The 25,618-nt window shown below is 57.3% G+C and carries 34 protein-coding genes; 9 read left to right on the top strand and 25 right to left on the bottom strand.

Annotated elements, in window-relative coordinates; genetic code table 11:
* Positions 1 to 48 precede the first annotated feature (48 nt).
* On the top strand, positions 49 to 759 hold the full coding sequence (locus HDF14_RS22270; RefSeq protein ID WP_183980972.1) for a hypothetical protein: 711 nt from the start codon (positions 49 to 51) through the stop codon (positions 757 to 759).
* Here HDF14_RS22270 and opgC read toward each other — a convergent pair.
* Positions 752 to 1,933, bottom strand: coding sequence for an OpgC domain-containing protein (gene opgC, locus HDF14_RS22265; RefSeq protein WP_183980971.1), 1,182 nt, complete (start codon positions 1,931 to 1,933; stop codon positions 752 to 754). The genes HDF14_RS22270 and opgC overlap by 8 nt on opposite strands.
* Before the next feature lie 315 nt (positions 1,934 to 2,248).
* On the opposite strand from opgC, the gene HDF14_RS22260 reads away from it, so the two are divergent.
* From HDF14_RS22260 to HDF14_RS22250, 3 genes are all read left to right on the top strand, one after another.
* A complete protein-coding gene (locus tag HDF14_RS22260) occupies positions 2,249 to 2,473 on the top strand; it encodes a hypothetical protein (protein WP_183980970.1) in 225 nt (74 codons plus the stop codon).
* Positions 2,474 to 2,559: 86 nt separating this feature from the next.
* On the top strand, positions 2,560 to 3,222 hold the full coding sequence (locus HDF14_RS22255) for a GNAT family N-acetyltransferase (protein ID WP_183980969.1): 663 nt from the start codon (positions 2,560 to 2,562) through the stop codon (positions 3,220 to 3,222).
* 221 nt (positions 3,223 to 3,443) lie between these two features.
* Entirely contained in the window at positions 3,444 to 3,620 is a 177-nt protein-coding gene (locus HDF14_RS22250) for a hypothetical protein (RefSeq protein WP_183980968.1), read from the top strand.
* Here HDF14_RS22250 and glyS read toward each other — a convergent pair.
* The 4 genes from glyS to HDF14_RS22230 all read right to left on the bottom strand — a co-directional run bounded on the left by glyS (position 3,617) and on the right by HDF14_RS22230 (position 8,536).
* Positions 3,617 to 5,725: a glycine--tRNA ligase subunit beta gene (gene glyS, locus HDF14_RS22245; RefSeq protein ID WP_183980967.1), complete on the bottom strand. Its 2,109-nt coding sequence runs from the start codon at positions 5,723 to 5,725 to the stop codon at positions 3,617 to 3,619. The genes HDF14_RS22250 and glyS overlap by 4 nt on opposite strands.
* 143 nt (positions 5,726 to 5,868) lie before the next feature.
* Positions 5,869 to 6,846, bottom strand: a complete 978-nt coding sequence (locus HDF14_RS22240) for a glycine--tRNA ligase subunit alpha (protein ID WP_183980966.1) — start codon at positions 6,844 to 6,846, stop codon at positions 5,869 to 5,871.
* A 108-nt stretch (positions 6,847 to 6,954) separates the two neighbouring features.
* Positions 6,955 to 8,037 carry a hypothetical protein gene (locus HDF14_RS22235; RefSeq protein WP_260698496.1) on the bottom strand — a complete coding sequence of 361 codons (1,083 nt, stop codon included), beginning with the start codon at positions 8,035 to 8,037 and terminating at the stop codon, positions 6,955 to 6,957.
* Positions 8,038 to 8,071: 34 nt separating this feature from the next.
* A complete protein-coding gene (locus HDF14_RS22230; RefSeq protein WP_260698495.1) occupies positions 8,072 to 8,536 on the bottom strand; it encodes a winged helix-turn-helix transcriptional regulator in 465 nt (154 codons plus the stop codon).
* Positions 8,537 to 8,637: 101 nt separating this feature from the next.
* On the opposite strand from HDF14_RS22230, the gene HDF14_RS22225 reads away from it, so the two are divergent.
* Positions 8,638 to 9,411 (top strand): SDR family oxidoreductase, encoded by a 774-nt coding sequence (locus HDF14_RS22225; protein ID WP_183980965.1) that lies wholly within the window; start codon positions 8,638 to 8,640, stop codon positions 9,409 to 9,411.
* Between the two features lie 11 nt (positions 9,412 to 9,422).
* On the opposite strand, the gene HDF14_RS22220 is transcribed toward HDF14_RS22225, so the two are convergent.
* The 4 genes from HDF14_RS22220 to HDF14_RS22205 all read right to left on the bottom strand — a co-directional run bounded on the left by HDF14_RS22220 (position 9,423) and on the right by HDF14_RS22205 (position 12,814).
* Positions 9,423 to 9,827, bottom strand: a complete 405-nt coding sequence (locus HDF14_RS22220; protein ID WP_313899664.1) for a secondary thiamine-phosphate synthase enzyme YjbQ — start codon at positions 9,825 to 9,827, stop codon at positions 9,423 to 9,425.
* Positions 9,828 to 10,024: 197 nt separating this feature from the next.
* The gene (locus tag HDF14_RS22215) at positions 10,025 to 11,095 is read right to left on the bottom strand and encodes a hypothetical protein (protein ID WP_183980963.1); all 1,071 of its coding nucleotides are present in this window, start codon (positions 11,093 to 11,095) and stop codon (positions 10,025 to 10,027) included.
* 131 nt (positions 11,096 to 11,226) lie between these two features.
* Positions 11,227 to 11,964, bottom strand: coding sequence for a DNA repair protein RecO (gene recO, locus HDF14_RS22210; RefSeq protein ID WP_183980962.1), 738 nt, complete (start codon positions 11,962 to 11,964; stop codon positions 11,227 to 11,229).
* A gap of 10 nt (positions 11,965 to 11,974) precedes the next feature.
* Positions 11,975 to 12,814 (bottom strand): oxidoreductase, encoded by an 840-nt coding sequence (locus HDF14_RS22205; RefSeq protein ID WP_183980961.1) that lies wholly within the window; start codon positions 12,812 to 12,814, stop codon positions 11,975 to 11,977.
* A 181-nt stretch (positions 12,815 to 12,995) separates the two neighbouring features.
* Between HDF14_RS22205 and HDF14_RS22200 the strand changes: the two genes are divergently transcribed.
* Complete coding sequence (locus HDF14_RS22200) at positions 12,996 to 13,358, top strand: hypothetical protein (protein WP_183980960.1); 363 nt, start codon at positions 12,996 to 12,998, stop codon at positions 13,356 to 13,358.
* A 96-nt stretch (positions 13,359 to 13,454) separates the two neighbouring features.
* Here the strand turns inward: HDF14_RS22200 and HDF14_RS22195 are convergent, their stop codons facing one another.
* The 4 genes from HDF14_RS22195 to HDF14_RS22180 all read right to left on the bottom strand — a co-directional run bounded on the left by HDF14_RS22195 (position 13,455) and on the right by HDF14_RS22180 (position 15,719).
* Complete coding sequence (locus HDF14_RS22195; RefSeq protein WP_183980959.1) at positions 13,455 to 13,715, bottom strand: 4Fe-4S dicluster domain-containing protein; 261 nt, start codon at positions 13,713 to 13,715, stop codon at positions 13,455 to 13,457.
* 119 nt (positions 13,716 to 13,834) lie between these two features.
* Positions 13,835 to 14,293: an NUDIX domain-containing protein gene (locus HDF14_RS22190; protein WP_183980958.1), complete on the bottom strand. Its 459-nt coding sequence runs from the start codon at positions 14,291 to 14,293 to the stop codon at positions 13,835 to 13,837.
* Positions 14,294 to 14,339: 46 nt separating this feature from the next.
* Positions 14,340 to 14,846 carry a hypothetical protein gene (locus HDF14_RS22185; protein WP_183980957.1) on the bottom strand — a complete coding sequence of 169 codons (507 nt, stop codon included), beginning with the start codon at positions 14,844 to 14,846 and terminating at the stop codon, positions 14,340 to 14,342.
* Positions 14,847 to 15,719, bottom strand: coding sequence for an inositol monophosphatase family protein (locus tag HDF14_RS22180; protein ID WP_183980956.1), 873 nt, complete (start codon positions 15,717 to 15,719; stop codon positions 14,847 to 14,849). It abuts the gene before it with no gap.
* Positions 15,720 to 15,824: 105 nt separating this feature from the next.
* Between HDF14_RS22180 and HDF14_RS22175 the strand changes: the two genes are divergently transcribed.
* The gene (locus HDF14_RS22175) at positions 15,825 to 16,100 is read left to right on the top strand and encodes a DUF4242 domain-containing protein (RefSeq protein ID WP_183980955.1); all 276 of its coding nucleotides are present in this window, start codon (positions 15,825 to 15,827) and stop codon (positions 16,098 to 16,100) included.
* A 3-nt stretch (positions 16,101 to 16,103) separates the two neighbouring features.
* Here the strand turns inward: HDF14_RS22175 and HDF14_RS22170 are convergent, their stop codons facing one another.
* The 8 genes from HDF14_RS22170 to HDF14_RS22135 form a co-directional block, all read right to left on the bottom strand.
* Positions 16,104 to 17,165: a VWA domain-containing protein gene (locus HDF14_RS22170; RefSeq protein ID WP_183980954.1), complete on the bottom strand. Its 1,062-nt coding sequence runs from the start codon at positions 17,163 to 17,165 to the stop codon at positions 16,104 to 16,106.
* Positions 17,162 to 17,617 (bottom strand): molybdenum cofactor biosynthesis protein MoaE, encoded by a 456-nt coding sequence (locus HDF14_RS22165; protein ID WP_183980953.1) that lies wholly within the window; start codon positions 17,615 to 17,617, stop codon positions 17,162 to 17,164. Before HDF14_RS22165 ends, HDF14_RS22170 begins: the two co-directional genes overlap by 4 nt.
* Positions 17,618 to 17,683: 66 nt before the next feature.
* Positions 17,684 to 17,932, bottom strand: coding sequence for a MoaD/ThiS family protein (locus HDF14_RS22160; protein ID WP_183980952.1), 249 nt, complete (start codon positions 17,930 to 17,932; stop codon positions 17,684 to 17,686).
* Between the two features lie 160 nt (positions 17,933 to 18,092).
* Positions 18,093 to 18,653, bottom strand: coding sequence for a dihydrofolate reductase family protein (locus HDF14_RS22155; protein WP_183980951.1), 561 nt, complete (start codon positions 18,651 to 18,653; stop codon positions 18,093 to 18,095).
* 386 nt (positions 18,654 to 19,039) lie between these two features.
* Positions 19,040 to 19,834 carry a VOC family protein gene (locus HDF14_RS22150; protein WP_183980950.1) on the bottom strand — a complete coding sequence of 265 codons (795 nt, stop codon included), beginning with the start codon at positions 19,832 to 19,834 and terminating at the stop codon, positions 19,040 to 19,042.
* 350 nt (positions 19,835 to 20,184) lie between these two features.
* Complete coding sequence (locus HDF14_RS22145) at positions 20,185 to 20,670, bottom strand: cupin domain-containing protein (RefSeq protein ID WP_183980949.1); 486 nt, start codon at positions 20,668 to 20,670, stop codon at positions 20,185 to 20,187.
* A 241-nt stretch (positions 20,671 to 20,911) separates the two neighbouring features.
* The gene (locus HDF14_RS22140; protein ID WP_183980948.1) at positions 20,912 to 21,313 is read right to left on the bottom strand and encodes a YciI family protein; all 402 of its coding nucleotides are present in this window, start codon (positions 21,311 to 21,313) and stop codon (positions 20,912 to 20,914) included.
* A 98-nt stretch (positions 21,314 to 21,411) separates the two neighbouring features.
* The gene (locus HDF14_RS22135; protein WP_313899663.1) at positions 21,412 to 22,635 is read right to left on the bottom strand and encodes an RNA polymerase sigma factor; all 1,224 of its coding nucleotides are present in this window, start codon (positions 22,633 to 22,635) and stop codon (positions 21,412 to 21,414) included.
* 193 nt (positions 22,636 to 22,828) lie between these two features.
* Between HDF14_RS22135 and HDF14_RS22130 the strand changes: the two genes are divergently transcribed.
* A complete protein-coding gene (locus HDF14_RS22130) occupies positions 22,829 to 23,182 on the top strand; it encodes a YciI family protein (protein WP_183980946.1) in 354 nt (117 codons plus the stop codon).
* 29 nt (positions 23,183 to 23,211) lie between these two features.
* Positions 23,212 to 23,793 (top strand): dihydrofolate reductase family protein, encoded by a 582-nt coding sequence (locus tag HDF14_RS22125; RefSeq protein WP_183980945.1) that lies wholly within the window; start codon positions 23,212 to 23,214, stop codon positions 23,791 to 23,793.
* Positions 23,794 to 23,889: 96 nt separating this feature from the next.
* On the opposite strand, the gene HDF14_RS22120 is transcribed toward HDF14_RS22125, so the two are convergent.
* The 4 genes from HDF14_RS22120 to HDF14_RS26165 form a co-directional block, all read right to left on the bottom strand.
* Complete coding sequence (locus HDF14_RS22120) at positions 23,890 to 24,465, bottom strand: DinB family protein (protein ID WP_313899662.1); 576 nt, start codon at positions 24,463 to 24,465, stop codon at positions 23,890 to 23,892.
* Positions 24,466 to 24,497: 32 nt separating this feature from the next.
* Positions 24,498 to 25,007 carry an SRPBCC family protein gene (locus tag HDF14_RS22115; protein WP_183980944.1) on the bottom strand — a complete coding sequence of 170 codons (510 nt, stop codon included), beginning with the start codon at positions 25,005 to 25,007 and terminating at the stop codon, positions 24,498 to 24,500.
* The gene (locus tag HDF14_RS22110; RefSeq protein WP_260698493.1) at positions 24,997 to 25,281 is read right to left on the bottom strand and encodes an ArsR/SmtB family transcription factor; all 285 of its coding nucleotides are present in this window, start codon (positions 25,279 to 25,281) and stop codon (positions 24,997 to 24,999) included. The genes HDF14_RS22115 and HDF14_RS22110 overlap by 11 nt, the downstream gene beginning before the upstream one ends.
* Positions 25,282 to 25,365: 84 nt before the next feature.
* A partial coding sequence (locus HDF14_RS26165; protein WP_221304826.1) for a hypothetical protein occupies positions 25,366 to 25,618 on the bottom strand: 253 nt, incomplete at its 5' end.

Genomic DNA, 25,618 nt, shown 5'->3' with positions numbered 1-25,618 from the left:
GTCCGGCAGGACAAGTCATCACACGACTAAAAGGACTAAACTAGACCCATGGCCGATCAGCTCTACCTCAGTCTCTGGTTTCCCAACTTCCGCTTCGAAACCCTCCCTGCGACGATGGTCTCGGTCATGCGCCAGTTCGCGCTCATCAGCGGAGAAAAGCGCGTAGTTGCGGCCAGCGTCTACCCCATCAGCTTTACCGAGGCCCCAACCTACCAGCGCATCTACGTCAACGACGACCGCGCCGAAGAAAATCAGGATACCTCCGGCTCCATCATCGAAAACGCCGTCGCCGAAGCCACCGAGCAGCTCCACGACGACATGGCCTACGAGTTCGAGATGCACTGGAAGCTTTGGTCCCCCGAAGTCACCTCCGGCTACCCCACCATCAATCCCGAATCCGACCCCGACTACGACACCGATCCTGAGTACGAATCCGCCTCCCTCGATCCGCTCTGGAAACTCCAGCCCACCACCGTCCGCATCCTCGGCTTCGGCCCGCAGTTCGACGACGCCAGCTTCGACCAGAACGGCCATATCCGCATCGACTTCGGCCTCGACACTCCCTGGCTCGCCGAAACCCTCGAAGACGAGCAGCTCGATGAAGACGCCACCAAGCACATACAGCAAAATGTGGAGATGCTATTAGCCTTCACCCTCTCGGTAGAAAAAAACTGCGGCATCAGCAGTCGTCTCCTGTGGACCGAGTCCGGAGAGCCCCTCGCCCAAAAGCTAATCGACCGTCTCCAACGCGTCAACTAGCGCTCTCGACCACAGCCGCCTGCCCTTGTGCCGACGCATTCTTCGCTGCTGCAGCCGCGGCTTTCGCCTCCCTGCGCAACCTCACCTCCCGCATTGCCACAAGCATCAGCCCCGCAAACGTAAGCGACAGCATCCCATAAGCCCGAGCACCATGCAGCTGAGGCACGTCCTCATACAACAGCGTCAGCCCCACGAAGACAAAGAACACATGCGCGCAAAACACTTGCAGTGAAGCCTTCCCTAGTGTCAAGAACGGTTCGACCGAAATTAGCTTCACCAGGTACCGGCGCATCCAATACCCAACAATTAGAAACGCAGCCAGATTGACCACCCGCATCGGTCCGATCTGCCACTTGTCCAATCCAATTCCCAGCGACTCCTGCGTCAGTACGGGCCCAAGCCAGTGATGCCGCACCGCAAGAAAGAACACGCAAACCACACCGCACACAGCCACTACATATCCCGGAACCCGCTTCAGCGGCATCTCGCCCTGAGCACTCTTCGCCCCCAGCCATAGCCCCGCGATCCAAACCCCTTGCCACGCAAACAGATTAAAAGCGCCAGTCTCCTGCAGGGGAATCTGCAGGTGCGTGATCCGCATGATCCACGTATGCACCAGCTCCCTCAATCCGAACTGTGCTGCAGCCCAAAGCAGCGCGCTACCACCCAGCACCCACCTCCAGCCATAGCGCACGCCCACCGCCAACGCAATCGGAGTCAGAAACATAAACAACACATACATCGGCAAAATATCGAGCAGCGGAGGACAATAAATCAGCAACACTCCTCCGATAATCGCGGTCTTCGGGTGCGCCAGATAAAAATTGATCAGGTTATAGATCGCCGCCCGGTGCGTCTTCTCTGCAAACAATGCAGCCACGGTAAACGCGAACGCCAGCATCAACAGGTGATAGCCGTAGATCTTCAGCGTCCGTCGCCATAGCTTCACAATCACACCGGAGACGTCCTCCATCGCCTCCCGCAGATAGACCGTGCCCACCAGCATCGCCGACAGAAACACAAACCCCTCCGCCGAAGACACGAATCCAACCGGCTGATTCACAAGGTCGCTGAAGTGCGTCGGCATATGGGTGAAGGTCATCCACACCAGGAACAGCCCGCGCAGCGCGTCCAGCTCCGGCCTTCTCTGCGTCTTCGGATCACTCACAATCACAGGTCAAACCCTCGCCGGAAAAGAGGCACACCTTCAGCATAGGCGACTAGGCAGCAGAGCCATCGTCACAAATTCACTTCTTATTTGACCCGGCTAAAAGCCACTCCGCCTCTCAAATGAGACGGTCGAACAAGCAATCCGCTTCAGCCCCCCGAAACCTTCAATCCCAATTTCAAGACCCCGACGGCACTAGGAAACGAAGAAAACAAAGACGAAGTTCTTTACGAACTTCATCGAAATCTCTTATGCCATCTTTACGAAAGCAGTGCTGAAATATATCAAGTCGACGAGAGCAAAAGCCGACAGGAGAGTTTGATGAACACCTTCCGTACCCGCAGACCCCTTCTCGTAAATGCAACCCAGTGCCTCCACCCCACCCTCATCCTTACCGACTCCGGCCAGCGCAAAGCCTATCCCGGCGACTGGATCATCGAAGGCGAAAACCACGAGCGCTACATCGTAGACAACACTTTCTTCCAGCGCACCTTCGCCCCCATTCCCTGGGAGTCCTCAAGCGAAGGCCGCCACTACGGCAGCTAAGCGACTCCTCCAGCCAGAAATCCAACCGTAACCTTCACCAACCGGCCCCGGCCCACGATTCACCAAAGAGAAAAGCGCAGTGTCCTATGGCATTGTCCCCTGTATTAGAACCTCCGAGCTCCCAATCCCCCATCGCGTCAACAACAACACAGATTCATTTCACCCCGCCGCAACACCGCTCCGCCACCCTCCGCAGTGACCTCAAAAGCATCTTCCTCAGAACGCGCAAGGCGCAGTTGCAGGACGCCAGCGCCATCCATCAGCTGATCGACAGCTTCTCCCACGACGGCACTCTTCTTCCCCGCTCCTACGCCGAAATCTGCGCCAACATCCGCACCTTCACCATCGTCGAAACTCACACCCATCAGTTCCTCGGCTGTGCCGCCCTCCACGTCTATGGCCCGCATCTCGCCGAGATCCGCTCCATCGTCGTCCGTCCCGATATCAAAGGTTGCGGAGCCGGGGGCCAGCTCGTCCACGAGCTCATGCGTCAGGCCGAAGCACGTGGCATCAAGTGTGTCTGCCTCTTCACCCGCATCCCCAACTTCTTCGAGCACTTCCACTTCAGCACCTACGATCGCCAGGCCTTCAGCGACAAGGTGCTCAAAGATTGCCTCCACTGCGCCCGTCGCCATGCCTGCGACGAAACCGCGATGGCATTCGGCGAGCTTCCAACCCCACAAGATCTGTCACGAACCGACTTCTTCCCGCACTATCAACCCACAGAGCTGGTACAACTGCAGGTCTGACCACTCACCCGGAAGTGTCATTCAAGGCACTGCCTTTTCAGGTTACCCTTGCCGTCAACAGTTTGCGCATGCATCATGACAAACAACGTAAAACCCGCGTAGAATGGCAACCTTCACTACATTCATCGCATCTCGCATCCAGTACCTTTGTGCGAAACGAACCTTGCAGTGCTTTGTTTAACCGCTCTGCCGGAGCAACGAATTTCAAACAGGAAAATAAAATGAACTACATTGACTCACAACAGATCCCACCCACCTTCCAATCAAACTCCCGCGCCGAAGACGGTCAACTCGACGGCAATCGCTGGAGCGGCCTCTGCGAAGGTGTCCTCATTCCCTTGGGCTCGCTCTTCGCAGTCTTCCTCTTCATGCTCGGCGTCATGCTCATCACCACCTAGCCTGAGACCACAATCTCCGAAAAGTCCGCGATCCCTGAGAAGTCTCCCAGCACCTTCTCGAGCAGCGCCAACCGATTCGCCCGCACTGCCTCATCGGGCGACATCACCATCACCGCCTCGAAAAACGCATCCACCTGCGGTCGCAGCGTAGCGATCTGTTCCAGCGCGGCAGAGTAGTTCTTCTGTGCTCGCAGCGCGGAAACCCGATCAGCCAGTTCTGCCGACTTCTCCGCCAGCGCCTTCTCAGTCGGCTCCGTCAGCAGCGCACGGTCGACAGTGGCTCCGGAAGCAATACCCTTCTCCTTAGCCTGCGCCAAAATATTCTTCATCCGCTTGAAAGCCGAAGCCACGGCAGTAAAGTCCTCGCTGCTGCGAACCTCCGTCACCGCCTCCGCACGCGCCACAGCATCCCGCACATCGTCAGAGCCTGTCGCCAGCACTGCCTTCACCACGTCATACGACTGTCCACGCGCCTCCCGCAGATAGAACTCCAGCCGCTCCGCGAAGAACGCGCCGATCGTCTCTCCCACGGCCTCGAAGTCGGCAGATGATCTTGCAATCAACCATAAACCCAACGGCACTTTGCCCTCTGCCAGAATCTTCACAATCCCATTGGCCGCCCGTCGCAACGCAAACGGGTCCTTTGAACCGGTAGGAACTAGCCCCAACTCAAACATCCCCGAGATCGTATCTGCCTTATCCGCAATCGCCAGTAACTGACCCTCGGCGGTATGTGGGATTCTGTCCTCCATCGATGTCGGTCTGTATTGGTCATAGATCGCATCGGCCACAGCGACCGAGAAACCTTGTGCCCGCGCATAAAGTCCACCAACCTCACCCTGTAGCTCCGTGAACTCCTTCACCAACTCCGTAGTCAAGTCGGTCTTTGCCAAAGTCACGGCCTCATCAAGCACCTTCGCATCAATCTCCGCGTCACCCAACCGCTTTGCATCATCGGCCCACCGTGCAGCTAGCACCCGCACCCGCTCCGTCTTCGCAAAGTAGCTCCCCAGATCCTTCTGGAACGTCACATTCTCCAAAAGCGCCACACGATCCATCAACGGCACCCTCTGGTCGAACTCCCAAAAGAACCGGGCATCATTGAACCGCGCCCTGAGCACCCTCTCATTCCCATGCCGAATCACCGCAACCCCCGCGTCATCGGCCTCGGTATTCAGCACCGCCAGAAAGTGCGGAGCCAGCCTCCCATCCTTATCCTCCACCGCAAAGTAGTTCTGGTGATCCCGCATCACCGTCACCAGAACCTCCTCCGGCAGCGCCAGATACTCTTTCTCAAAGCCACCCAGCAGCACCGAAGGCCACTCCGTCAACTGAGTCAGTTTATCGACAAGCTCATGATCCTCACGCCACAGAAGCCCCGAACCCGTGGGGTCGCCAGCCCGTGTCACCCTATCCAGAGCTTTCCGAATCTTCTGCCGACGCGCCTCCACCTCCGCAATCACAAAGCCGCCAAGCAGCGCGTCCTCATAATCACCAGGATCCTTCAACTCGATCTCCCGGTCCCCAAACAACACCCGATGCCCATACGTAACCGTACCAGCTACATATCCACCGAACTCCACCGGCACCGTCTCAGCACCCAGCATCGCCACCATCCAACGCACGGGCCGCACAAATCTCTCCGGTCGCCCAGCGCGCCAGTACATATTCTTAGCCCAATAGATCCCCGCCAACTCCTTCGCCATCTCTGCGGCAATCACCTCCACCGCACCCCGCCCAGCCTTCACCGAGGTCGCCGCAAGATACTCTCCCTTGGCATTGGTAATCGTCTTCAACCCGGCAACATCCACGCCTGCCTTCTTCGCAAACGCCAGCGCCGCCGGCGTCGCCACACCGTCCTTGTAAGCCACCTTCACCGAAGGCCCCACCAACTCCTCAGCCATATCCTCTTGACGCTCCGCAACACCGGCAACCCGCACCGCCAGCCGCCGCGGCGTAGCGAAACTCTTCGTCGCCGCACCCGAGCGCACCAGTCGTTCGCGCTCCAGCATCTTGACCACACGCTGTTCCAACTCCAACTGCGCCCCTGCAATCATCCGCGCCGGAACTTCTTCCAACCCAATCTCAAACAAAAAATCCGCCATGCGCTACGCCACTTCCCTTCCTGCCGCACGCAATTCGGCGGACAGCTTTCGATCCCTACCTGCGTAACAAATCCAGTCAATACAAATGACTGATAGGACATCGCACACGTTCACACAAATTTCCAGTACGACCTCGCCCATCGCTAACCCACTTCCTGAGTTTGCAACGACGTCAACGCTTCACGCTGCGCCGCATACGCCTTCGCCACTCCAACCACAAGCGCGCGAATCCGCGCCATCACACCAACCCGCTCCGTCACAGAGATCGCTCCACGCGCATCCAGCAGATTAAACAAATGCGAGCATTTCAACGCCAGCTCATACGCCCCCAGCACCGGAAAGCGCTTCAACTTCAGCTCGTCCATCTCGCCAAAATCCTTCACCTGCGACAACAGCCCCAAACATTCAGCCTCATACAAATTCAAATGCTCCCAAAGCTTCCCCACATCCGCATAGTCAAAACTGTAAGCCGAAAACTGCTCCTCCTCAGCCAACCGCATCTCGCCATAGGTCACCTTACGCCCGGTATCCGGCTCCACTGCCCACACAATGTCGTAGATAGAATCCACATCCTGCAAAAAGCCCGCGATCCGCTCCAGCCCATACGTAATCTCCCCGCAGATCGGATCGAGATCCATCCCGCCGCACTGCTGGAAGTAAGTGAACTGGGTAATCTCCAGCCCATCCAGCATCACCTGCCAGCCCACGCCCCACGCGCCACCGACAGGCCACTCCCAGTTATCCTCTTCAAACTTGATATCGTGTTCCTTCAGGTCGATCCCAATCGCCACCAGCGACTCGAGATACATCTCCTGAATCCGCACCGGCGGCGGCTTCAAAATCACCTGCAGCTGCGTATGCCGAAACAACCGATTCGGATTCTCCCCATACCGCCCATCCGCCGGCCTGCGCGACGGCTGCGCATAAGCAATCCGCACCGGCTTCGGCCCCAGCACCCGCAAAAATGTATCCGGAGACATCGTCCCCGCCCCAACCTCCACATCGTACGGTTGCTGCAGCACGCAACCCCGATCCGCCCAAAATCTCTGCAGCGTAAACAAAAGCTCCTGAAACGTCAGCGCGCGCTTCTTCTTAGCAACCTCAGAAACCGATCCAGTCATATATCTCTCTTCGATATCCGCAATCCTTCGATTCTAACCGCTCAACGGAGGCACCTCCCAAAGCAACGCCTTCGTCTCCGGTGACATACCCACCCCTGACGGCCCACTTCACCGAGGAGTTTCGAGTATGTGCCGGGTTCCTTCCTCGGGCGCCGGATTTCCATCCGAAGGAGTCACAGTCGTAGGATCGGCCAGCGCCTTCGCGTCCGGTAGAGGCACGGAAATCCCCGTCGAGCGAATAAATGCCTTACTTTTATCGATGGTCACCACGAACTGGTGCTGCCCCTTCGTCGAGTTGCGCGGCCGGGGAAACTCGACGATGTAGCGCCCGCGAACCATTGCCACAAAACCTTGTAGCCTCTTCGCCACATCGGTCCTATTCGTCGAAAACACCAGGCCACCACTCAGCTCACAGATCGAACGAAAGGGATCCTCCATGGTGTTGCCCATAGCTGGAGAGTCATCCGAAAGCCAAGGCACATATCTCATGCCAAAGACCGCAACTGCACTATTCTGCGCGAACGCCCTTACCTCATTCCATTTATGTTTGCTTCCTTTATCCTGCCCATCACTCACCGCAAGAATCACCCGCCGCCCAGAAAGCCCGGACAGTTGATTCGTCACGAAGGCCAGAGCATCCCACAGGTGCACCTGCGACTCGCACTTCGAACCGTGTTTTACATGTCGTCGGTCACTCGCAGCCTGCAGCGCCTCATGAATCGACTTCTTCAAGCGCTCCTCATCTGCTGGCATGTCACTCGCATACTGCGTGAACTCGCAATCCAGCCCATAGATGGAAACATGATCCTTGGCACGCAGAGACAGCGGCGCAAGCTCAGCAATCGCGTTCTCAAGCTTCGTTGATAGCTCCAGCTCCGACCCGCTCATATCCAGCAGAATCGCGAGCGAAATCGGATCGTCTCCCTCTAGACGAACATGCGAGGCACGAAACGGAGGCCCACCATCGAAGGTCACCTTGAACCTATCCGGCGCGATCGGCGCAATCCTCCTTTGATCCTCCCCAAGCACCAGCACAGGAATCTGGATCGTGTTCGTATAAACATGCAACGTTAAAATATCCGTATCCTGAGCCCTCGCAGCAAAGCTCCCTGCAATCCATAACAAGAAGGCCCAGGCACAAAACCCCGTCACCGTTCCCCGCCCGAACGCGAACCAGCTCTCCTTCGCCATCCCAGAAGTATGCCAGAGCTAGCCCGAACATTCTCTACAAAGAATCCCGCTGCCAGACCTCATTCTTCTCAAACGCAACCCGCGCCCGTTCAATCTCCTGACCATGCGTCTCCGCCCAAATCCACACCCCACAAAACGCCTCACCAAGACTCGACCCAAGCTCCGTCAACTGATACTCCACCCGCGGCGGAATCACCGGGTGCACCGTCCTCGTCACCAGCCCATCTCTCTCCATCTGCCTCACCGTCTTGGTCAACATCTTCTGGCTCACACCCCCCACCAACTCCCCCAGCCGCGTAAACCGCACCACGCCATGCTCCTCCAAAACCTCCAGCACCAACATCGTCCACTTGTCGGCCACGCGCGCAATAATCTCCCGCACCAGGGCCTCGACCTTCGGATCGTTCTCCGCCGGATACTTCGGCCCTCCCTTCACCGCGCGCTTTTTCTCAACGTTCTTTTTGCCTTGACTCTGCGCCGCAACAATCGTTTTTCCCATAAATCTCTTCACTCTCCTTTTGGTAAGTATAGATATTTTGGGTGCCTACTTCCCAATAGATACAAACCATCCTACTATCAATTCAGGAGAAAACCATCACCATGAACACCACCGGCAACACCATCCTCATCACAGGCGGCGGCTCCGGAATCGGCCGCGGCCTCGCAGAGGCCTTCCACAAACTCGGCAACCACGTCATCGTCGCCGGACGGCGCAAACAGGTCCTCGACGAAACCGTCGCCGCAAACCCCGGCATGTCCTCCGCCGTACTCGACATCGAAAACGCCGCCAGCATCCGCGCCTTCACCGCAAAACTCGTCACCGACTTCCCCGACCTCAACGCAGTCATCCACAATGCCGGCATCATGCGTCCCGAGAATCTCCTTGACCAACCCGAAGAACTCACCGACGCCGAGGCCATCATCACCACCAATCTCCTCGGCCCCATTCGCCTCACCGCGGCTCTGCTCCCTCACTTCCAAAAGCTGCCGCGCGCCACCATCCTCACCGTCACCTCCGGCCTTGCCTTTATTCCCCTGGCGATGACCCCAACCTACAACGCCACCAAGGCCGCCATTCACTCCTACACGCAATCCCTCCGCTATCAGCTTCAGTCCACCAACATAAAAGTCATCGAAATCGTCCCACCGTACGTCCAGACCGAACTCATGGGCAGCCAGCAGGCCTCAGATCCCCGCGCCATGCCACTCGTCGACTATCTCAACGAAACCATCAACATCCTAAAAACCCAACCCGACGTCTCCGAAGTCCTCGTCGAACGCGTCAAGCCCCTCCGTTTCTCCGAGCAAAACGGCCCGGAAAAATACACGGCATTCTTCAAGCAGTTCAACGACGCCATGGCTGCTCCTCACTAAGGCCGCAGCACCTATTCTCCAATCAGGTGCAACACAATCTCCCGCCGATGAGGGCGGACTCGATGCTCAAAAAGGTAGACACCTTGCCAGGTCCCGAGCGCGAGTCCACCCTCAATCACCGGTATCGATAATTGCACCTGAGTCAATGCTGTCTTCAAATGCGCGGGCATGTCATCGGACCCTTCGGAGTTATGCCGATACGGCCCACCTTCAGGTGCGATACGGTCGAAATAGGCTTCGATGTCGCTGCGCACACTCGGATCGGCATTCTCCTGGATCAAGAGTGAGGCTGAAGTATGTCGGCAAAAAATCGTCAGAAGACCAGTTTGCATTCTCTGTTGCCTGACCCATTCGCTGACGGCTGACGTGACCTCATAGAGTCTCCGGCCACGCGTCGAAATTTCAAGAGTATGCACTGACTGCTTCAATATCCCTCGCCTCTTCTATCTCAAAGGTGCCGGAGCTAATAAGCCCTTAGATGCTGAACCAGCTCGTGCGCTTCAGGCAAGACTCAATCCGCCGCATTCGGAAACCTGGCGCCCCGTATCTCGATTTGAGATGTGGGCATTCGCACCCTCCGCGAACCGTTCCCGCAGCTAACCTCGAACACCGATTAGAGAATCGGAAACCGCATCACGACGAATCCGACCACGCACCCGAGCAGCGCAACCGCCCCACCCAGCCGTAGACTCGTCCGCCAGTCCAGCTGCTTCCCCAAAGCACTTAGCGAATAAACACTCACCGGCCCCAGTGTACATAGCAACACTGCAACATACGGAGTCGGCACACCCGCGTGGTAAAGCACGTAAGCCAATGCCACATCGAGCGCCATAGGCACCGGCAGCAGCGTCCCCAGTAGCGCCACGAGGACCACTCCTATCACAGAAACCGGCATACGCGTTCCATAAGCAGGAATCATCTCAGCCGCCATCGCTCCCACCACTGCTGCCAGCAACATCCACGGCAACGTCAGCACCGTCAATCGCAATAAATTCCGCACATAAGTTCTGCAAAACGCAAGCAGACGCGCTCCCAGCCCCTCACCCGTCGAAACTCCAAAGCTCCTCACCACCAGCTCATTCTCGCGCACCAGCCACGGCAGAGCAGCCAGTAACAACGCCGGAGCCACCACTCTCATCGCGGCTAGCGGCAGGGGAAAAAGAACAAAGGTCATCGCCACGACTACAGGATTGAAGCTCGGCGAACTGATCATCGCAGCCACCGTCAGCCGCGTGCTCGCTCCACCCACCAACAGGCTCTGAGCCACAGGAGTGGCGCAGTTCGCACACACCCCCATCGGCGCGCCGGCCACCGCCCCGCAAAGCACATTCCCCGCAGCCGAAGAGAATCGCCTCGGCGTTCCGACACCCGCCAGCAGCGTCATCATCGCCGCACCAAACGGCACGGCAAAATACATCCCAAATCGATTCGTATACAGCCAGTTCACGCTGGTTCGCATCACTCTCGTCGGCGCGGGCATCGCAGGCGTCACCTTCAGCAATGCATCAAACGAGATCGGCCCCGCGACCTTAATCGCCGTTCCCGCATGCAGCTTCTTCAGTAACGCGGGATACCGCTGTTGACTCCAAAAAACAAGAATCACCCCCACAGCAATCAGAGCCGCCAGAGAAACCTCCAGCGACCGTCGAGAGGAAGTCGATGCTGCAAATCCGGTTGAGCCCATGAGGGAGCCAGTCTAGCTCACCGCCAGCACCTCCGAACATCCACCAAAAGGTTGACCAACCCACCTCATCAATCGGGTTTCCACACTCGAATCTAAGATGCGGACATCCACTCCACACGCAAACCCAACCCCTAGGCCCGCCCCAACGCCCGCGCACTCACCAGCCGCCGCTCCAGATGCCGCTCCAGCGTCTCCACCGCAAACCTCCGCAGATCGGCCACCCGGTCCTTCGGCCAATCCTCCTTCGCCAACTCCCCCACCGTCCCGCGAAAGATCCTCACCGCCTCCCCCGCCGAAGCCGCTGACAGCGCCACACTCCCACCCCGCCGGTCATCCGCGCAAGTCACTCCATCGCTCGTAGCCGAATACCAAACTGTCCCACCCCGCAGATCCAACCCACACACGACGCAATGTCCCAGCTCTGGCATCCACCCCATCAACCGACTCATCCACAGCGAAAAATACGTCACTGGCAACCACACCTTGCCCACCTGTATCTGGTCGAGCACCGCCAGCACCAGCCGAAACACCGCATCCTCAGGAGCCTGTTCCGGCAGCGCCTCCTCCACTACCTCTGCCACAAACTGCAGTGCCGCCGTCCGCGCATAATCAATCGGCCGCGAAAGCGGAGAACTCAAAATCTCAAACGCATCCAGCCGCATCAACTCCTGCTTCGGCCTCTCCGCATATGTCGCTCTCACATAAGTCATCGGCTCCAGCGCCCCGCCAAACCGCCGCCGCGACCGCATCGCATGCCGAGCCACTCCCTTCACCCGACCCTGCTCCCGAGTAAAAAGGCTCACCAGCAGGTCCGCCTCCTGGAACGGCCACACCCGCAACACGATCGCCTCTCCCTGCCGCTCAATCATCCCTACCAGACTATTCCACTGCTAACGAGAAGTCCGTCGAGACGCTAAGATCCTTCCATTTCCTATCGGACTCCATCGTCGCCAGAGCAGTCTTTTCCGCCGCCGCATAGCAATCGCTCCCAAGCAACAACCGCAGCGGAGGGTCCGCCATCGACACGAGCTTCAAAACAGCCGCAGCCGCCTTCGACGGATCGCCCGGCTGCTTCCCGTTGTAGTTCCGCTGAAACCGCGCCGTCGCCCCCACCGTCGAGTCGTACTCCGCCCGCCCTTCGCGAAGCTCCGTAGACGAGCCCGCAAAGTCCGTCCGAAAACCACCAGGCTCAACAATGGTCACCTTCACTCCAAGCGGCCCGATCTCTTTCGCCAGCGACTCCGAAAAACCCTCAACCCCAAACTTCGCAGCAGCATAGGGAGCACGGCCCACCGGACCCAGCCGCCCTGCGATAGAAGTCACCTGAACAATATGGCCCGCTCTGCGCTCACGAAAATAAGGAACCACCGCCTTCGTCATAATGATCACGCCAAATAGATTCGTCTCGATCTGCGCACGAAACTCCGCAAGCGTCGTATCTTCCACAGGCGAAACATTCCCATAGCCCGCGTTATTCACGAGCACGTCCAACCCACCAAAACTCTCGATCGCCGCATCCACAGCGCTCTTCGCCTGTGCCTCGCTCGTCACATCCAGAGACACCGCACGAACCCGCTCCCCATACTTCTCCACCAGATCAGCAAGCTGCGCCGGATTCCTCGCCCCCGCCACCACGCGATCGCCCGCTTCAATCGCCGCTTCCGCAAACGCCCGTCCGAGCCCACGAGAACTTCCCGTAATCAACCAAACCTTCGACATAAAACCTTTCTAGAGGAACCAATCCACATCTCCAGACAAGAACCTGGCACCTCTAATTGATTCAATCGAACGATTGAGGTTTCCAAATAAGCGCGAAATAGCTCTCTTCCAGACATGCCAGGTGTAGGATTGCGTTCGGCGAGCAAACCCTCTGCCGCCCGCAACACTCTGGAGGAATAGCGTGAACAAAACACAACGACTCTTTATTGCAGCCGCAATGACGGTTTCCTTAATCGCAATGGCAGAAGAACCAGGGTCAAACATCAAAGTCACCGGCTGGGTCATCGACTCGGCATGTGCCTACACCAAGGGCCTTAGCAAACCCATCAGCGCAGGGTGTGCAAAAGGCTGCGCCAAAAACGGATCTCCTCTTGTCATCCTGCAGGATGACGGAACCATCTATCTGCCCATCGACAGCGCGACACCCTCAGCATCGCAGAACGCCAAGCTCCTACCCTACGCAGGCGAGCACGTTACGGTCACCGGCAAGGACTACGCCAGAAACGGCTCTCACGGCCTGGTCATCGACACCATCACAAGATGAGCACTTGACCTCATCTTCAACTGAACCAGACCGTCATACAAAAAGAGACGCGCAGCCCATAGGCCACGCGTCTCTTTTCAAATCACCAACCGAAATTTACCGCCCGTAGTGAGCCGCATTCTTGGTCTGATACTCCGCCCACTTCTCCGGCAGGTCGTCCCCCGCATAAATCGCCGACACAGGGCACACCGGCACGCACGCGCCGCAATCGATGCACTCCACCGGATCGATAAACAGCTGCTCCGACTCGCCGAACCCCGTTTCATCCTTCTTCGGATGGATACAATCCACCGGGCAGGCATCCACGCAAGCCGAATCCTTCGTCCCGATGCACGGTTCCGCAATCACATAAGCCATCTCAAAAGTCTCCCTTATTCACGTCTAAAGTCGCCGCGCAAAAACATGCTCGTACCAACGATTTTAGCAGCACATCTACTCTCATCCGCAACTCGCTCTTCAATGCAACTACGACCGCTTTAGCCCCTGTTTCGCTCACTTCGACCACTCTGCTCCCGCATCCGCTCCGCAAGATTCTCCGGAAAGATCCTCTCCTGGGACGAAGCAATTTCCTTTTCGCTCCACCACCGAATCTCGCGCATGATCTCCCTCTCATCGGCTGTAACTCCCATCAGTTGAGGCTCCTCGCGCCGACACTTCGCCCGAAAAAGAAAATCAGTATTGTCCTGCATCTCCCCGCGATGAAGAAACTGATTCCTGTCGCAGTAAACCGGCCCCGTCACCGCCAGCTCAAGTCCCAGTTCCTCTCTCACCTCACGCGCCGCAGCCTCAATCTCCGTCTCGCCCGCCTCAATCTCACCTCCCGGCAAAGCCCAGAAGACAAACTCCCCATCCTCCCGTGGCACCACAAAGCGAATCAGCAAAACATCTCCGGCCTCTTCAAACAACATCACCCGAGCCGTCCGCCTCTTCCGCACGCTACTTCGCTCCCTATGCTATGAATTAGATTTCTTGCAGGGTGAATCATGATGCTTTGCGCTTGAAAAACACACGCAAGATAAGCCAGCATCCTCCCACAACCTCAATCGCGCTGAAAATGACAGCACTTGCATTCCCAGCTGCCAAATATGCCCGATATCGAATAATCTCAGGCAAACCTTCATACAACAAGATCAAGCCGAGGCCAACACCAAGGATTCTCCAGACCTCAAATGGTCTTTTTCCTGCCTCTTCCTGTTTAACCGAAAACTTATTCAATACAGTCCCGGTAATTCCAAAAACGAGGACTCCACAGGCAGCAAAAAAGCCGACAAGCAACCCCATAGAGGTGCCCAATCCACATTGGCCATCCTGCTGGCCGGGCTTGCAGTCGACCGCTCTACCACATCCATAACCAAACAGCTGAGCGCAACTAGCCATACTCACAACGATGAGCAGTTGTTGCCACAGCTCTCTCCTGAGCCAAAACCGACGCAACCTGAAGAGAATGGATGGTCGAGATTCATACTCGGGAGCGTCCATCAATCCCATCTACTTCGCCACCGTTCGCCTCGCTGCAAACTCTGCCGCCGAAGGGATCGCCGTCAACTCCCGCCCCGCAAACATCTCCGTAAACAGATGCACCATCTCCTTCTTGATCAATCCATTCGTAACCAGCGTCTCGCGGCTATCCATCGTGAACTTCCCTCCATCGAAGTGAGTCACGGTCCCGCCAGCCTCCTCCACCAGCAGATATCCCGCCGAAGTATCCCAGGGATTCAGATTGAACTCCCAAAATCCATCTAGCCGCCCCGCCGCCACGTAAGCCATATCCAAAGCCGCACTACCCGCACGCCGCACTCCATGCGACCGCAACGTGATCTCGTTGTAGAAATGGATATTCGGGCTTTCGTGTCGCTTCTTACTCGGGAAACCAGTAGCCGTCAGCGACTCCTGTAGCGAAGCCGTCTTCGACACCGAGATCTTCCGTCCATTCAGCCACGCGCCCTTACCCCGCTCCGTTGAAAACATCTCATCCCGCAGCGGATCGTAGATCACCCCGGCAACCATCTCGCCATCTGCATCCGCAGCCAACCCAGCCTCACGCCTCTCCAGCCCCAGCACCACGCAAAACGCCGGGAACCCATGCGCAAAGTTCGTCGTTCCATCCAGCGGATCGACATACCATCGATACTCGCTCTCCAACCCACTCCGCGTCCCCTCCTCGCCATAAACTCCATGCGCAGGAAACGCCGCCTTCAGCTTCTCCACAATCAACTGCTCGCTCGCCCGGTCAGCCTCCGTCACCAGATCCACATCGCCCTTGTACTCGGTCGCCACACCCTTCGCATAAAACCCACGCAGCAACGCCCCCGCCTGCCGCGCAATCCCCTCGGCAATATGAGCAAACTCAAACTTCTTCACAGTAATCCTCCATCGACCGCAGCCGTATCCAGTGCTATCGTTGTCCTCCAGAGTATCCTGTGCCGCGCCGAGCTCGCTCGAACTCCATCTCAATTGAGGTCAGTCATGCCGAAATTTCTGATCGAACGCGACATCCCCGGAGCCGGTCACTTCACACGCGAACAACTTGTCGCCATCTCCGAAAGCTCCTGCCGCACCCTCCGAGGCATCGACCTCGAAGTACAGTGGCTCACCTCCTTCGTCACCGACGACAAGATCTTCTGCATCTACATTGCGCCCGATGAAGAAGTCATCCGCCGCCACGCCTTCGAAGGCGGCTTTCCCGCCAACAACATCACCCTCATCCACAACGTAGTCGACCCCAACTACGCCGATGCATAATCCTCACCGCGCGTCCGCATAGTACCCCGACCTGTAGCGCAAATCGTACTTGCCCTTCAAATCCGCATCCGTCATCCGCACCTTAATCTGTCGAAAAGAATTATCCGTCCCACGCCTCGGCGCGTAATACCCCAGCAAATACTGCGTCCTCAAATCATCCGACACATGCGCAAACGCCGGCTCCAGATCCTTCGGGTCCACGACGTAGTAGTACTTCCCACCCGTATCCTCAGCCATCTGAATCAGCGCATGCTCCCCACCTTCATTCCTCCCCGCATCCGCATAGATCGGCACAATGATGATCGAGTACACCATCGCGCCTGCCCTCTGCGCCTGCTCCAGCGCCTGCGTATACCGCGACCCCTTCACCGTATCTCCGCCATCGGTGATCAGCACAATCACCCGCCTTCGCCCATTCGCAGGCGAGGTCCCCGCCAGCCTGTCCGATGCCAGGTAGATCGCGTCATACAACGCCGTAGCATCGCCATGCTGAATCTGATTCAGCCCGGCCTCGATCCTTTTCGGTTGATTCGTAAACGGCACAATCTCGCGCACCACATCCGCGAACTCCATCAGATCCAACTCATCCTGCTCCCGCAGCAGCGCCCGTACAAAGTGCTTCGCCGCCTCCTTCTCCAACCGCTCACTGCTCAACACAGTCTCGCTCGCGTCGATCGCCAGCACCACAGACAGCGGCGTCGTAGCCTCCTTCTCAAACACCGCAATCTTCTGCGGCTTCCCATCCTCCAGAATCTGGAAATCATCCCGTCCTAGCCCACCCACCGGCGAACCCTTCGCATCGACCACGTTTAACGCCACATTCACCAACCGCGTCTCCACCTTGATCGTCGGAAATCCACCCGCAGGAGAACCACCCTGCGAGCCATTCGTCTTACCGCCGCCCGTCTGCGTCACAACCACCGGCGGCGTCTGCACATCGTCCGGATCCTTCGGAGCCTGCGCTCCATCCACAGGAGGAGGTTCCCGCACCACGGGAGCCTGCGAAAGCAGATCCCCTCGCATAAACAGCAGCCCCGCACCTAACACGAGCCCCGACCACTTCATCCCTGTCTCTCCGGCCCAGCAACCGCAATCTCATCAGGAAACGGCTCTCCATCCGCCCAGATCGCCCCATCCACAAACTGTTCTTTCTTCCAGATCGGCACCGTCTTCTTCAACGTATCGATCAGCCATCGGCAAGCCTCAAACGCCGCGCCACGATGCGCCGAAGCCACCACAATCAGCACGCTCGTCTCCCCCACAACCAGCCGGCCCAGCCGATGCACTAGCGCCACCTCCCTCACGCCGAACCGCTCCACCGCCTCGTCCGCAAGCCCCCGCATCTTCTCCAGCGCCATCTCCCGGTAAGCCTCGTAGTCGAGATAAAGCGTCTTCCTTCCCCGGGTATTATTCCGCACGATCCCGTCGAACACACACACCGCACCATCTTCGCCGGCCTTGATCTCCGCGACGATCTCCTCTGCCGCAATCACCTCATCCGTAATCTCAACCCGCATCGACTCGCCCTTGCATTTCTTGTTGTCATCCCCGAAGGGGATCTGCTGTACCGCCCCTTTGTTCTACTACCAATCAAATCCCCCACTCACCGGGGGCAACAAAGCCACTTCATCTCCCTCCCGCAACACCATCTCCGCCCGCGCATACTCCTGATTTACCGCCACAGCCATCGAGTCCCAAATCTCCCTCACCCCCGCATACCGCCCACGACAAGCAGCAATCAAATCCGCCACCGAAGCTCCTTCCGCCAGCTCCATCTCCTCAACGCCCCGGCCAAACGCATCCTTCAGCACACCAAAATAAAGAACTCGCACCCGCATATCCCATCAGAATACGCGAGCACGAGTCTTTGACGTCACCACTAGCTCAAACATCACCGCACAACGGAGCAACTTCGCCCTTCCAACGGAGGATCGAATCACATTCATCTCTTCAAGGGCAAACCCGCCACAACCGTCTAGGCAAAATCCGCAGTCACCGGACCGGCTCATAGTGCAGCAACACATTGCCATTCCCAAACACACGATGCTTCGTCAGCTTCAGCCGCTGCTTCTCCTCCAGCCCTTCAAACATCGTCCTGCCGCCACCCAACGCCACAGGAATCACCGCGATCAGATACTCATCAATCAGCCCCGCACCCGCCAGTTGCGCAACGATCGTCCCACTCCCGAAGATCACAATCCCCTCCCCGGCCTCCGACTTCATCTTCCGCACCGCTTCCACCGGATCGCTCTTCACCAGCGTCGTATTCTTCCACTCCGCCTTCTCCATCGTCTTCGAAAACACCACCTTCTTCGCGCTATTCATCTTCTCCGCTACCTCAGGCATCATCGCAGCTGCGACGGGCGTCGGCCAGAAGCTCACCATCAGGTCATACGTCTTCCTTCCAAACAAAAGCATCCCACCGCCTTTGGCATTCCCCCGCGTAAACTCATTCCACTCTGCGTCCTCATTACGAGCAAAGCTCATGTCGCCCTTATCATCCGCAATGTAGCCATCCACCGACACATTGTTGAACACCATCACTGTCTGCATTCCGCTCTCCTCTATCTCCGCCGTCGTCTTTATCTCTACCGCCGTCTTTGCCTTTGCTTCGTTGTCGTCTTCGCCTTTGCCGCAGCCTTTGCTTTGTTGTCGTCTTTGCCGTTGCCTTTCTTGTTGTCATCCCCGAAGGGGATCTGCTGTTGTCCTTGTCTTGCTATTGCCGTTCTTGTCGTCATACCGCAGCGCAGCAATCTGTCGTCTTTGTCTCTTCTAACCCAACAAAAAACGTCATTTCGACCGAAGCTGCTCACGGTTTCATCGTGAGCAGCGCAGCGGAGAAACCCCCGCATTTCGCCTTTGCTGTTGCCTTTATCTTTCTCTCTGTCATTTCACAACGGAGAATCTAACGTCGTCTTCCTTCTCTTCCAGGACAGAACCTACTTCGGCCCAACCACCGCAAACAAAGCTCCCTGCGGATCGATCCCCTGAACAATCCAACTTCCCCCCGGAACCTCATGCGGCCCCATCAGCACCTTGCCGCCCTTCTCCTTCACTCTCCCCGCCGCCGCATCCGCGCTCTCCACGTTGAAGTAATAAATCCAACCCGGACGATTCGCCTGATCCATCGCCGTCATCATCCCGCCTATCGTAGGCCCGTCCGCCGCAAACATCTGGTAGACCCCCGACGGCCCCATATCCATCACTTCGGCCTTCTTCCAGCCGAAGATCCCCGAATAAAACTCGAACGCCGACTTCCCATCCACCGCATGCAGCTCATGCCAGCTCGTGTAACCCGGTGTCCCCGCTGGCGGCTGCTGCGGCCTCTCAGCTCCCGCCTTCGCCTGAAACAGTACAAACACTGTCCCCTGTGGATCAGCCACCACACAAAATTGTCCAACCTCCGGAATCTCACTCACCGGCTTGTGCACCTTCCCACCCGCCGCCTGCACCCGCTTCGCGTACGCCTCCACATCATCCACGCCGATGTAGCCCATCCATCCCGGCTTTGCCCCACCGGAAAAGGCCTCCTTAGGCTTCGTCAAAATGCCCGCAACCGGCGCCTCCCCAGCCTTCAGGATGGTGTAAGACGCTCCCGAGGTCATACCCGGCTGCACGTCCGCCCCCCATCCCACTACCCCGCGATAGAACGCCTCAGCCGCCTTCGTATCCGGAGTCATCAACTCATACCACACAAAATTCGAGGGCCCGCTTTTCCCATTTTCAAGCGTCATTGTCTTCTCCTTTTCGTTGGTTGAACTTCATTGCTCGAACAGAAGTCACCGCACCGGTCGTCGCTACACCGGGCCGAACCCAGCCAGCAACATCTTCACGAAGCGCCATCTTGCAGAACTACGCAAGAACCCGAATCAAGTTCACTCCCCCAGGGACGCAAACTACACCCGCAAATTCTGCAGATCACCATACCCACCGGTAGGTACCCAGTCAAGGCTGCACCCAGAATCAGCTGCCACCTCCTGACACCCCGAAACGAAACGCCCACGCTGTCATTCTGTGACAGCGTGGCAGGGAGCCTTCACAATCTACTGAAATCGCAAAGACTTGAACGAGACCGAAGCAGTTGCTACTCCGGTAACGGCCCAAGAATATCTATCTGATACTTGGCACAAAGGCGCGTGAGCTTCTCCAAATCCGGCTGCCTCGGTTTTGGCAAGACCCTCTCCGGTGCAGGCTCTGCCATCTCTTCCATCATTCCGACGAACCCGGTTCCGGGCGTCGCCAGGATCAGGATAGTCGCGGGAACAGAACCACTCGCACGAATTCCGTGAGGAATTCCCCGTGGCAGAAACATATAGCCCCCCGGTCCAACAACAGTCTTCACCCCATCGCAGATAAACGTGTACTCCCCGTCCAGCACATAAAAAGCTTCATCTTCGACATGATGAAGATGGTAGGGAGTGGCATGCCCCGGTGCCGCAATCTGGTACACCATCGAGAAGGCTCCGCCGGTTGACTCCGTTGTCGCTTTGACGATGCACAGATTGTTGAGGAACCAGAACGCAGGTCCTTCTGCCTCGGCAACACTTCGCGGTAAAAGTTCAGTCAGCATAGTTCTCTCCAAACGGTAGATAGATTATGAATCATCATGAGTGATCTGATGTTCAAGAATTTCCCACCGAAAGCTGCAAAATAAATTCGGAGACGTGTTCGTGCAACGAAAAGGAAGGGCCTGTCAAAAAGATCAGGCCCTTCATCGTTTACAACGCGAGATAAGAGCCGAAGTCGCCGCGGCGATGGCATTTAAAAATCGAGGGGTGCGAAACAAGCCACCCATTATCCGGTTCCCGTCCTCACCGCGCGGCGCCCTTTAGTCGTCGCTGCTCGCTCCTCTTAATCATTTCATTCAAATCGCCGGCTGGACGTATCTCGAACAACGCTCCATACTTCAGGCTCGGATGCTGCGAAACGAGCTGAATCGCATGATTCATGTCCCACGCCTCAAGCACACCAAAGCCGCCGAGCTGTTCCTTGGTCTCCGCATAGGGACCGTCCGTCGTCGCGACTTTCCCGTTCTTCCAGGACAAGGTCAACACAGTTTCACTAGGCTGAAGAGCTATTCCAGCACCAGCGTACCCGTTGGCGCGCAGATAGTCGTCGTACTCGAAACCTTCGTCGAACATTGCGTTTCGCTCGTCCTCGGTCATGTTCGCGTGTTTTGCTGGATCGTAGTATCCCAGACAGATGTATTTCATTGAACCTCTCCTCTTGTCGGTCGGCAACGCAACCTTGCGCCCTGAGTCGGCCACCTTATAGTCGTCGAGCCTGGGAAAATCGACAGCAGAGCCAGCTTCTATTTCAACTCCCGCAGCCGCCCCGCGAGGAAGCGCCGCTCCGGCTCCTGCCCCGCCAGCGCCAGCGCCTTCTCATACGAAGCACGCGCCTCCGAAAGCCGTCCCAGCCTGCGACACAAATCCGCGCGGGCCGAGTGCGCAAGGTGATAATTGGCGAGTTCCTCGCCCGCCAGCAAGTCATCGATGAGACGTAGACCCTCCTCTGGACCTTCGCACATGGCGACGGCAACTGCGCGGTTGAGTTCCACCACCGGAGACGGCTGAATACGAATCAGCCGGTCGTAGAGCAGCGTGATCTGGCGCCAGTCCGTCGACGCCGTCGACGAAGCCTCGGCGTGAACCGCCGCGATGGCCGCCTGCAGGCTGTAGGCACCAAAGCGGCGTGATGCAAGTGCGCGCCCCGTGAGCGACACGCCCTCCGCGATCTGATCCCTGTTCCACAACAAGCGATCCTGCTGCTCCAGCAGAATCAGCTCTCCCTCCGCTGAGCTTCGCGCAACGCGGCGCGACTCCTGCAGCAGCATCAGCCCCAGCAGGCCCATCATCTCGGGTTCCGGAAGAAGCTCGAGCAGCAGTCTACCCAGACGGATCGCCTCGCAGCTCAGTTCAGCTCCTGTTGCCACCGCAGAATAACCCGCGTTGAAGACCAGGTACACAACCAAAAGCACAGCGCCTAACCTTGCCGATAACTCCTGCGACACGGGCACCTGGTAAGGAATCGCCTTATCGCGAATGATGGCTTTCGCACGAACGATGCGTTGCGCCAGCGTCGCCGGCGTAACCAGAAATGCCCTGGCAATCTCCTCTGTCGTCAGGCCGCAGACTTCACGCAGAGTAAGCGCAATCTGTCCCTCCGGTGGCAGTGCGGGATGGCAACACGTGAAGATGAGACGTAGTCGATCGTCCTCGATCTCCTCTTCCTGCCACGATTCGTGGATGCGCGTTTCGTCCCTATGCGCTTCAAGGTGCAGCGCAAGATCTCTCTCTACTCCATCAAAGCGCGCTCGTCGGCGAATCCCGTCAATGGCCTTGAAGCGCGCGGCTGAAATCAACCAGGGGCGCGGCTTGTCCGGTATGCCGTCGTGAGGCCACCTGTCCAAGGCGGTGGCAAAGGCCTCGTGCATCACCTCTTCGGCGAGATCAAGATCGCCAAGAAGACCCACCAGTGTAGCCAGAATCCTGCCTGATTCAGATCGGTAAAGAGTCTCTATGAACCTGCTCACATCTTCGGGCGCAGTCGGCGGCATGCATGTCAAACTAGCAAACGGACGGACTCAACACAACTGGCCCGCCAACGCATAAAAATCTCACAAATAAAAATTTCCCGCCACCTTGTCGAATTCCGGCCTCGCCGTTCGTCGTTATAGTGAAGGCCGGGCAGAGAACCCCGCCTGAAGGACTATGACAGGAGAAGACATGCCGCAATATCTGGTTGCTATTCACCACCCCGACGGCTACGACGGGTCCCAAGAGGGCGAAGAGATGGTCCGCAATATCGATGTGCTCAACGAAGAGATGGAGGCTGCCGGTGCCAGGTTCTTCGCCGGCGGCCTGCAATCGGCGTCCCACGCGAAATCACTGCGCAAGCAGCCCGGCGGAAAGGTCGCCATCACCGATGGACCATACCTTGAGACCAAGGAACACATTGGCGGTTTTTGGATACTCGACGCAGCCGACATGGATGAGGCCGTGGCGTGGGGACGCAAAGCCGTCGTCGCCTGCCGCGCATCGGTCGAGGTGCGCGAGTTCCTCACAATGCCAAAAGAATAGAAACTCCAACCCAAACCACGGAGACTCAAATGAGAAAGCTCAAAATCATGGAACATATCTCGCTGGACGGCGTGCTCCAGACCACCGGCGATGGCGGCGGTTTCCCATACGGTGACTGGACCGCGCCCTATCGAACCCCTGCCGGCAGGGACGCACTCTTCGCGGCGCATGGTGGGAACTTCAATCTGCTGATTGGCCGTCGCACCTACGATGCCTGGTCGGGCTTCTGGCCAAAGGCGCCGAGCAGTCCAATGGCGGACGGCCTCAATGCGGCAAAAAAATATGTCGTGACCCACCGTCCGGAGAGTCTTGAATGGGGCCCATTCGAGGCCGTTGGACCGGACACCATCGAGGGCATTCGCCGCATCAAGTCGCAGGACGGCCCGAACCTTGTCCTCTGGGGCAGCTCCACGCTGACATCGACGCTGCTCGAACATGGGCTTGCGGATGAAATCCTGTTCGTCGTCTATCCAGTCCTGCTGGGCACAGGAAAGCGCTTCTTTGCGGAGGGAACCCCGGCACGCTCCTTCGAACTCGTCAAAACGCAAACAACACCCACCGGCGTCATCCTCAGTCACTACAAGGCCGCCGGCCCCTTGAAGACCGCATAGTTGCCGACTCCCCGTTACTAATCATTCTCGATGAGCGCATTGGCGATAATGCACTCATTGACACCCTGTGGAAGATCGAAGGATCGAACTTGAGCTTTACTTCTTGGGCCGCGACTCCGGCGGCACAAGACCTGCGAGGCGGTAGTACACAACGAGCTGGCCGTAGTGTTCTCCGCTATGCTCGATGATGCCGTATGCAATGTCGATAACGCGCGCTTTCTGCTGAGGGTAATAGACAACCTCCGTCATCAGGCCTTTTTCGCCTTTCGACTGGATGGCGGTTGCGCCATCGGCGAAGGATTTCTTGACGAATGCAACGATGTCGGCCTTGGATTTGTATTGCTCGCGCTTCGGATCTTCTGCCGCGGGAGGCTTCTGCCCCATCGCAGGATTCGTGAAGTAGTAGCATGAACCCGCCGCGTGCAGTAATTGCTCGGCGAAGCTCCGCTGCGCGGGTGTCGGCTTGAAGTCATATTTGTCCTCAGGAAAATCTTCGGCCAGCGCCGTCAGCTTGCGGCCAATCTCATTCCAGGAATCGAGCACGACTTTCGATTCCGGATCGGCAGGTTTGACGGTTGCATCTTTCTTCATCGCATCCTGGGCATGGGCGGAAAATGCGAATGCCAGCAGGACGATAACGAGAAACGGTGTTCTTTTCATTTCTTCCTCCACGATTGAGTTTCGCGAATCAAAGCTTCAGTTTCTTATTTCGCCTGCGCCAGCTCCGCAACAACTGCGGCAACTTTTTCGAGTATCTCGTTCCAGCCATCGAGTTGCCCGCTGTTCTTGGCGCTCTCCGTCGGTTCATTTCCAATGAAAGTAAGCTTCGTCTGGCCGTTTCCTAAGTCCTCAAAAAGAGTCACGTCGTAAGCACCCTCGATGGCCTCATCTTCGATTCCCAATTGCGCAGGGTCAATCTTGTTTCCCTCCGGGTCAGAAAAGTACATCAAGGAAACAATCTTCTCGTACGGAACAATCTCGTGGTATTCAACCGCATTCCAGCCCTCCTGCCCATCCGGCGCCTTCATGCAGCAGAGAAGTTTTCCTCCCACGCGAAAATCCATCTTGCAAACAGGCGCAGTAAAACCCTTCGGCCCCCACCACTGCATGATGTACTTCGGGTCTGTCCACGCCTTCCAAACCAACTCGCGTGGGGCATCGAAAACCCGTGTTATCGTCATCCGCTCTGTCTCGTTAACCGTGTTATTTGTCATCTCTGACCTCCTCTTTTTTCATTTGCCTCACAACCTCTTCCAGCTTGTCGAAACTCTCTTCCCAGAACCGGCGATAGCTAAACGCCCAGTCGCTGACCGTCTTAATCGCCTCTGGCCTGAGCGTGCACACACTCTCCCGTCCACGCTTCGTCTTGATCACAATCCGCGCCCGCACCAGGTACGCAATATGTTTTGAAATCATCTGCTGCGAGAGCGCAAACGGTTCCGTCAATCCATGCACAGAGGCAGGCCCACGCGAGAGCCGTTCGATCATCGCCCGCCGCGTCGGATCAGACAAAGCTGCAAATGTCGTACCTAACCTATCCACAACCATATGGTAGTGGATTTCGGTTGAATGTCAATTGATATTGTCGCGAGCCGGATTTCCATTCCCTGGTCTCTGAACCGTTACACCGACGCGTAATAGATCGGCAATGCACTCACTGAACAGGATTGCTACTCTTAGGTCGGCTAGTGTCCGACGACCTTTCCCAGGCGTGACCTTCGGTTGACGCAAACAGATGGGATGAGAAGGCCGGTCTCCAGCGGGATGCGTTAAGCTCCCAGTTATCGACGCGCTGGAAGCGCGGGAGACAAGGAGACCGGCGATG

Origin of the sequence: Tunturiibacter gelidiferens (assembly GCF_014201335.1) — a bacterium.
GTDB lineage: Bacteria > Acidobacteriota > Terriglobia > Terriglobales > Acidobacteriaceae > Edaphobacter > Edaphobacter lichenicola_E.
The sequence above is the reverse complement of the archived record's forward strand: the minus strand, read 5'-3'. Positions and strand labels throughout refer to the sequence as shown.

What these genes read in the sequence shown, in the direction of transcription:
- HDF14_RS22270 (WP_183980972.1), top strand. Translation starts at nt 49, where the DNA reads ATGGCCGATCAGCTCTACCTCAGTCTCTGGTTTCCCAACTTCCGCTTC.
- HDF14_RS22260 (WP_183980970.1), top strand. Translation starts at nt 2,249, where the DNA reads ATGAACACCTTCCGTACCCGCAGACCCCTTCTCGTAAATGCAACCCAG.
- HDF14_RS22255 (WP_183980969.1), top strand. Translation starts at nt 2,560, where the DNA reads ATGGCATTGTCCCCTGTATTAGAACCTCCGAGCTCCCAATCCCCCATC.
- HDF14_RS22250 (WP_183980968.1), top strand. Translation starts at nt 3,444, where the DNA reads ATGAACTACATTGACTCACAACAGATCCCACCCACCTTCCAATCAAAC.
- glyS (WP_183980967.1), bottom strand. Translation starts at nt 5,725, where the DNA reads ATGGCGGATTTTTTGTTTGAGATTGGGTTGGAAGAAGTTCCGGCGCGG.
- HDF14_RS22240 (WP_183980966.1), bottom strand. Translation starts at nt 6,846, where the DNA reads ATGACTGGATCGGTTTCTGAGGTTGCTAAGAAGAAGCGCGCGCTGACG.
- HDF14_RS22235 (WP_260698496.1), bottom strand. Translation starts at nt 8,037, where the DNA reads ATGGCGAAGGAGAGCTGGTTCGCGTTCGGGCGGGGAACGGTGACGGGG.
- HDF14_RS22230 (WP_260698495.1), bottom strand. Translation starts at nt 8,536, where the DNA reads ATGGGAAAAACGATTGTTGCGGCGCAGAGTCAAGGCAAAAAGAACGTT.
- HDF14_RS22225 (WP_183980965.1), top strand. Translation starts at nt 8,638, where the DNA reads ATGAACACCACCGGCAACACCATCCTCATCACAGGCGGCGGCTCCGGA.
- HDF14_RS22215 (WP_183980963.1), bottom strand. Translation starts at nt 11,095, where the DNA reads ATGGGCTCAACCGGATTTGCAGCATCGACTTCCTCTCGACGGTCGCTG.
- recO (WP_183980962.1), bottom strand. Translation starts at nt 11,964, where the DNA reads ATGATTGAGCGGCAGGGAGAGGCGATCGTGTTGCGGGTGTGGCCGTTC.
- HDF14_RS22205 (WP_183980961.1), bottom strand. Translation starts at nt 12,814, where the DNA reads ATGTCGAAGGTTTGGTTGATTACGGGAAGTTCTCGTGGGCTCGGACGG.
- HDF14_RS22195 (WP_183980959.1), bottom strand. Translation starts at nt 13,715, where the DNA reads ATGGCTTATGTGATTGCGGAACCGTGCATCGGGACGAAGGATTCGGCT.
- HDF14_RS22185 (WP_183980957.1), bottom strand. Translation starts at nt 14,846, where the DNA reads ATGGGATTGATGGACGCTCCCGAGTATGAATCTCGACCATCCATTCTC.
- HDF14_RS22175 (WP_183980955.1), top strand. Translation starts at nt 15,825, where the DNA reads ATGCCGAAATTTCTGATCGAACGCGACATCCCCGGAGCCGGTCACTTC.
- HDF14_RS22170 (WP_183980954.1), bottom strand. Translation starts at nt 17,165, where the DNA reads ATGAAGTGGTCGGGGCTCGTGTTAGGTGCGGGGCTGCTGTTTATGCGA.
- HDF14_RS22165 (WP_183980953.1), bottom strand. Translation starts at nt 17,617, where the DNA reads ATGCGGGTTGAGATTACGGATGAGGTGATTGCGGCAGAGGAGATCGTC.
- HDF14_RS22155 (WP_183980951.1), bottom strand. Translation starts at nt 18,653, where the DNA reads ATGCAGACAGTGATGGTGTTCAACAATGTGTCGGTGGATGGCTACATT.
- HDF14_RS22150 (WP_183980950.1), bottom strand. Translation starts at nt 19,834, where the DNA reads ATGACGCTTGAAAATGGGAAAAGCGGGCCCTCGAATTTTGTGTGGTAT.
- HDF14_RS22145 (WP_183980949.1), bottom strand. Translation starts at nt 20,670, where the DNA reads ATGCTGACTGAACTTTTACCGCGAAGTGTTGCCGAGGCAGAAGGACCT.
- HDF14_RS22140 (WP_183980948.1), bottom strand. Translation starts at nt 21,313, where the DNA reads ATGAAATACATCTGTCTGGGATACTACGATCCAGCAAAACACGCGAAC.
- HDF14_RS22130 (WP_183980946.1), top strand. Translation starts at nt 22,829, where the DNA reads ATGCCGCAATATCTGGTTGCTATTCACCACCCCGACGGCTACGACGGG.
- HDF14_RS22125 (WP_183980945.1), top strand. Translation starts at nt 23,212, where the DNA reads ATGAGAAAGCTCAAAATCATGGAACATATCTCGCTGGACGGCGTGCTC.
- HDF14_RS22115 (WP_183980944.1), bottom strand. Translation starts at nt 25,007, where the DNA reads ATGACAAATAACACGGTTAACGAGACAGAGCGGATGACGATAACACGG.
- HDF14_RS22110 (WP_260698493.1), bottom strand. Translation starts at nt 25,281, where the DNA reads ATGATCGAACGGCTCTCGCGTGGGCCTGCCTCTGTGCATGGATTGACG.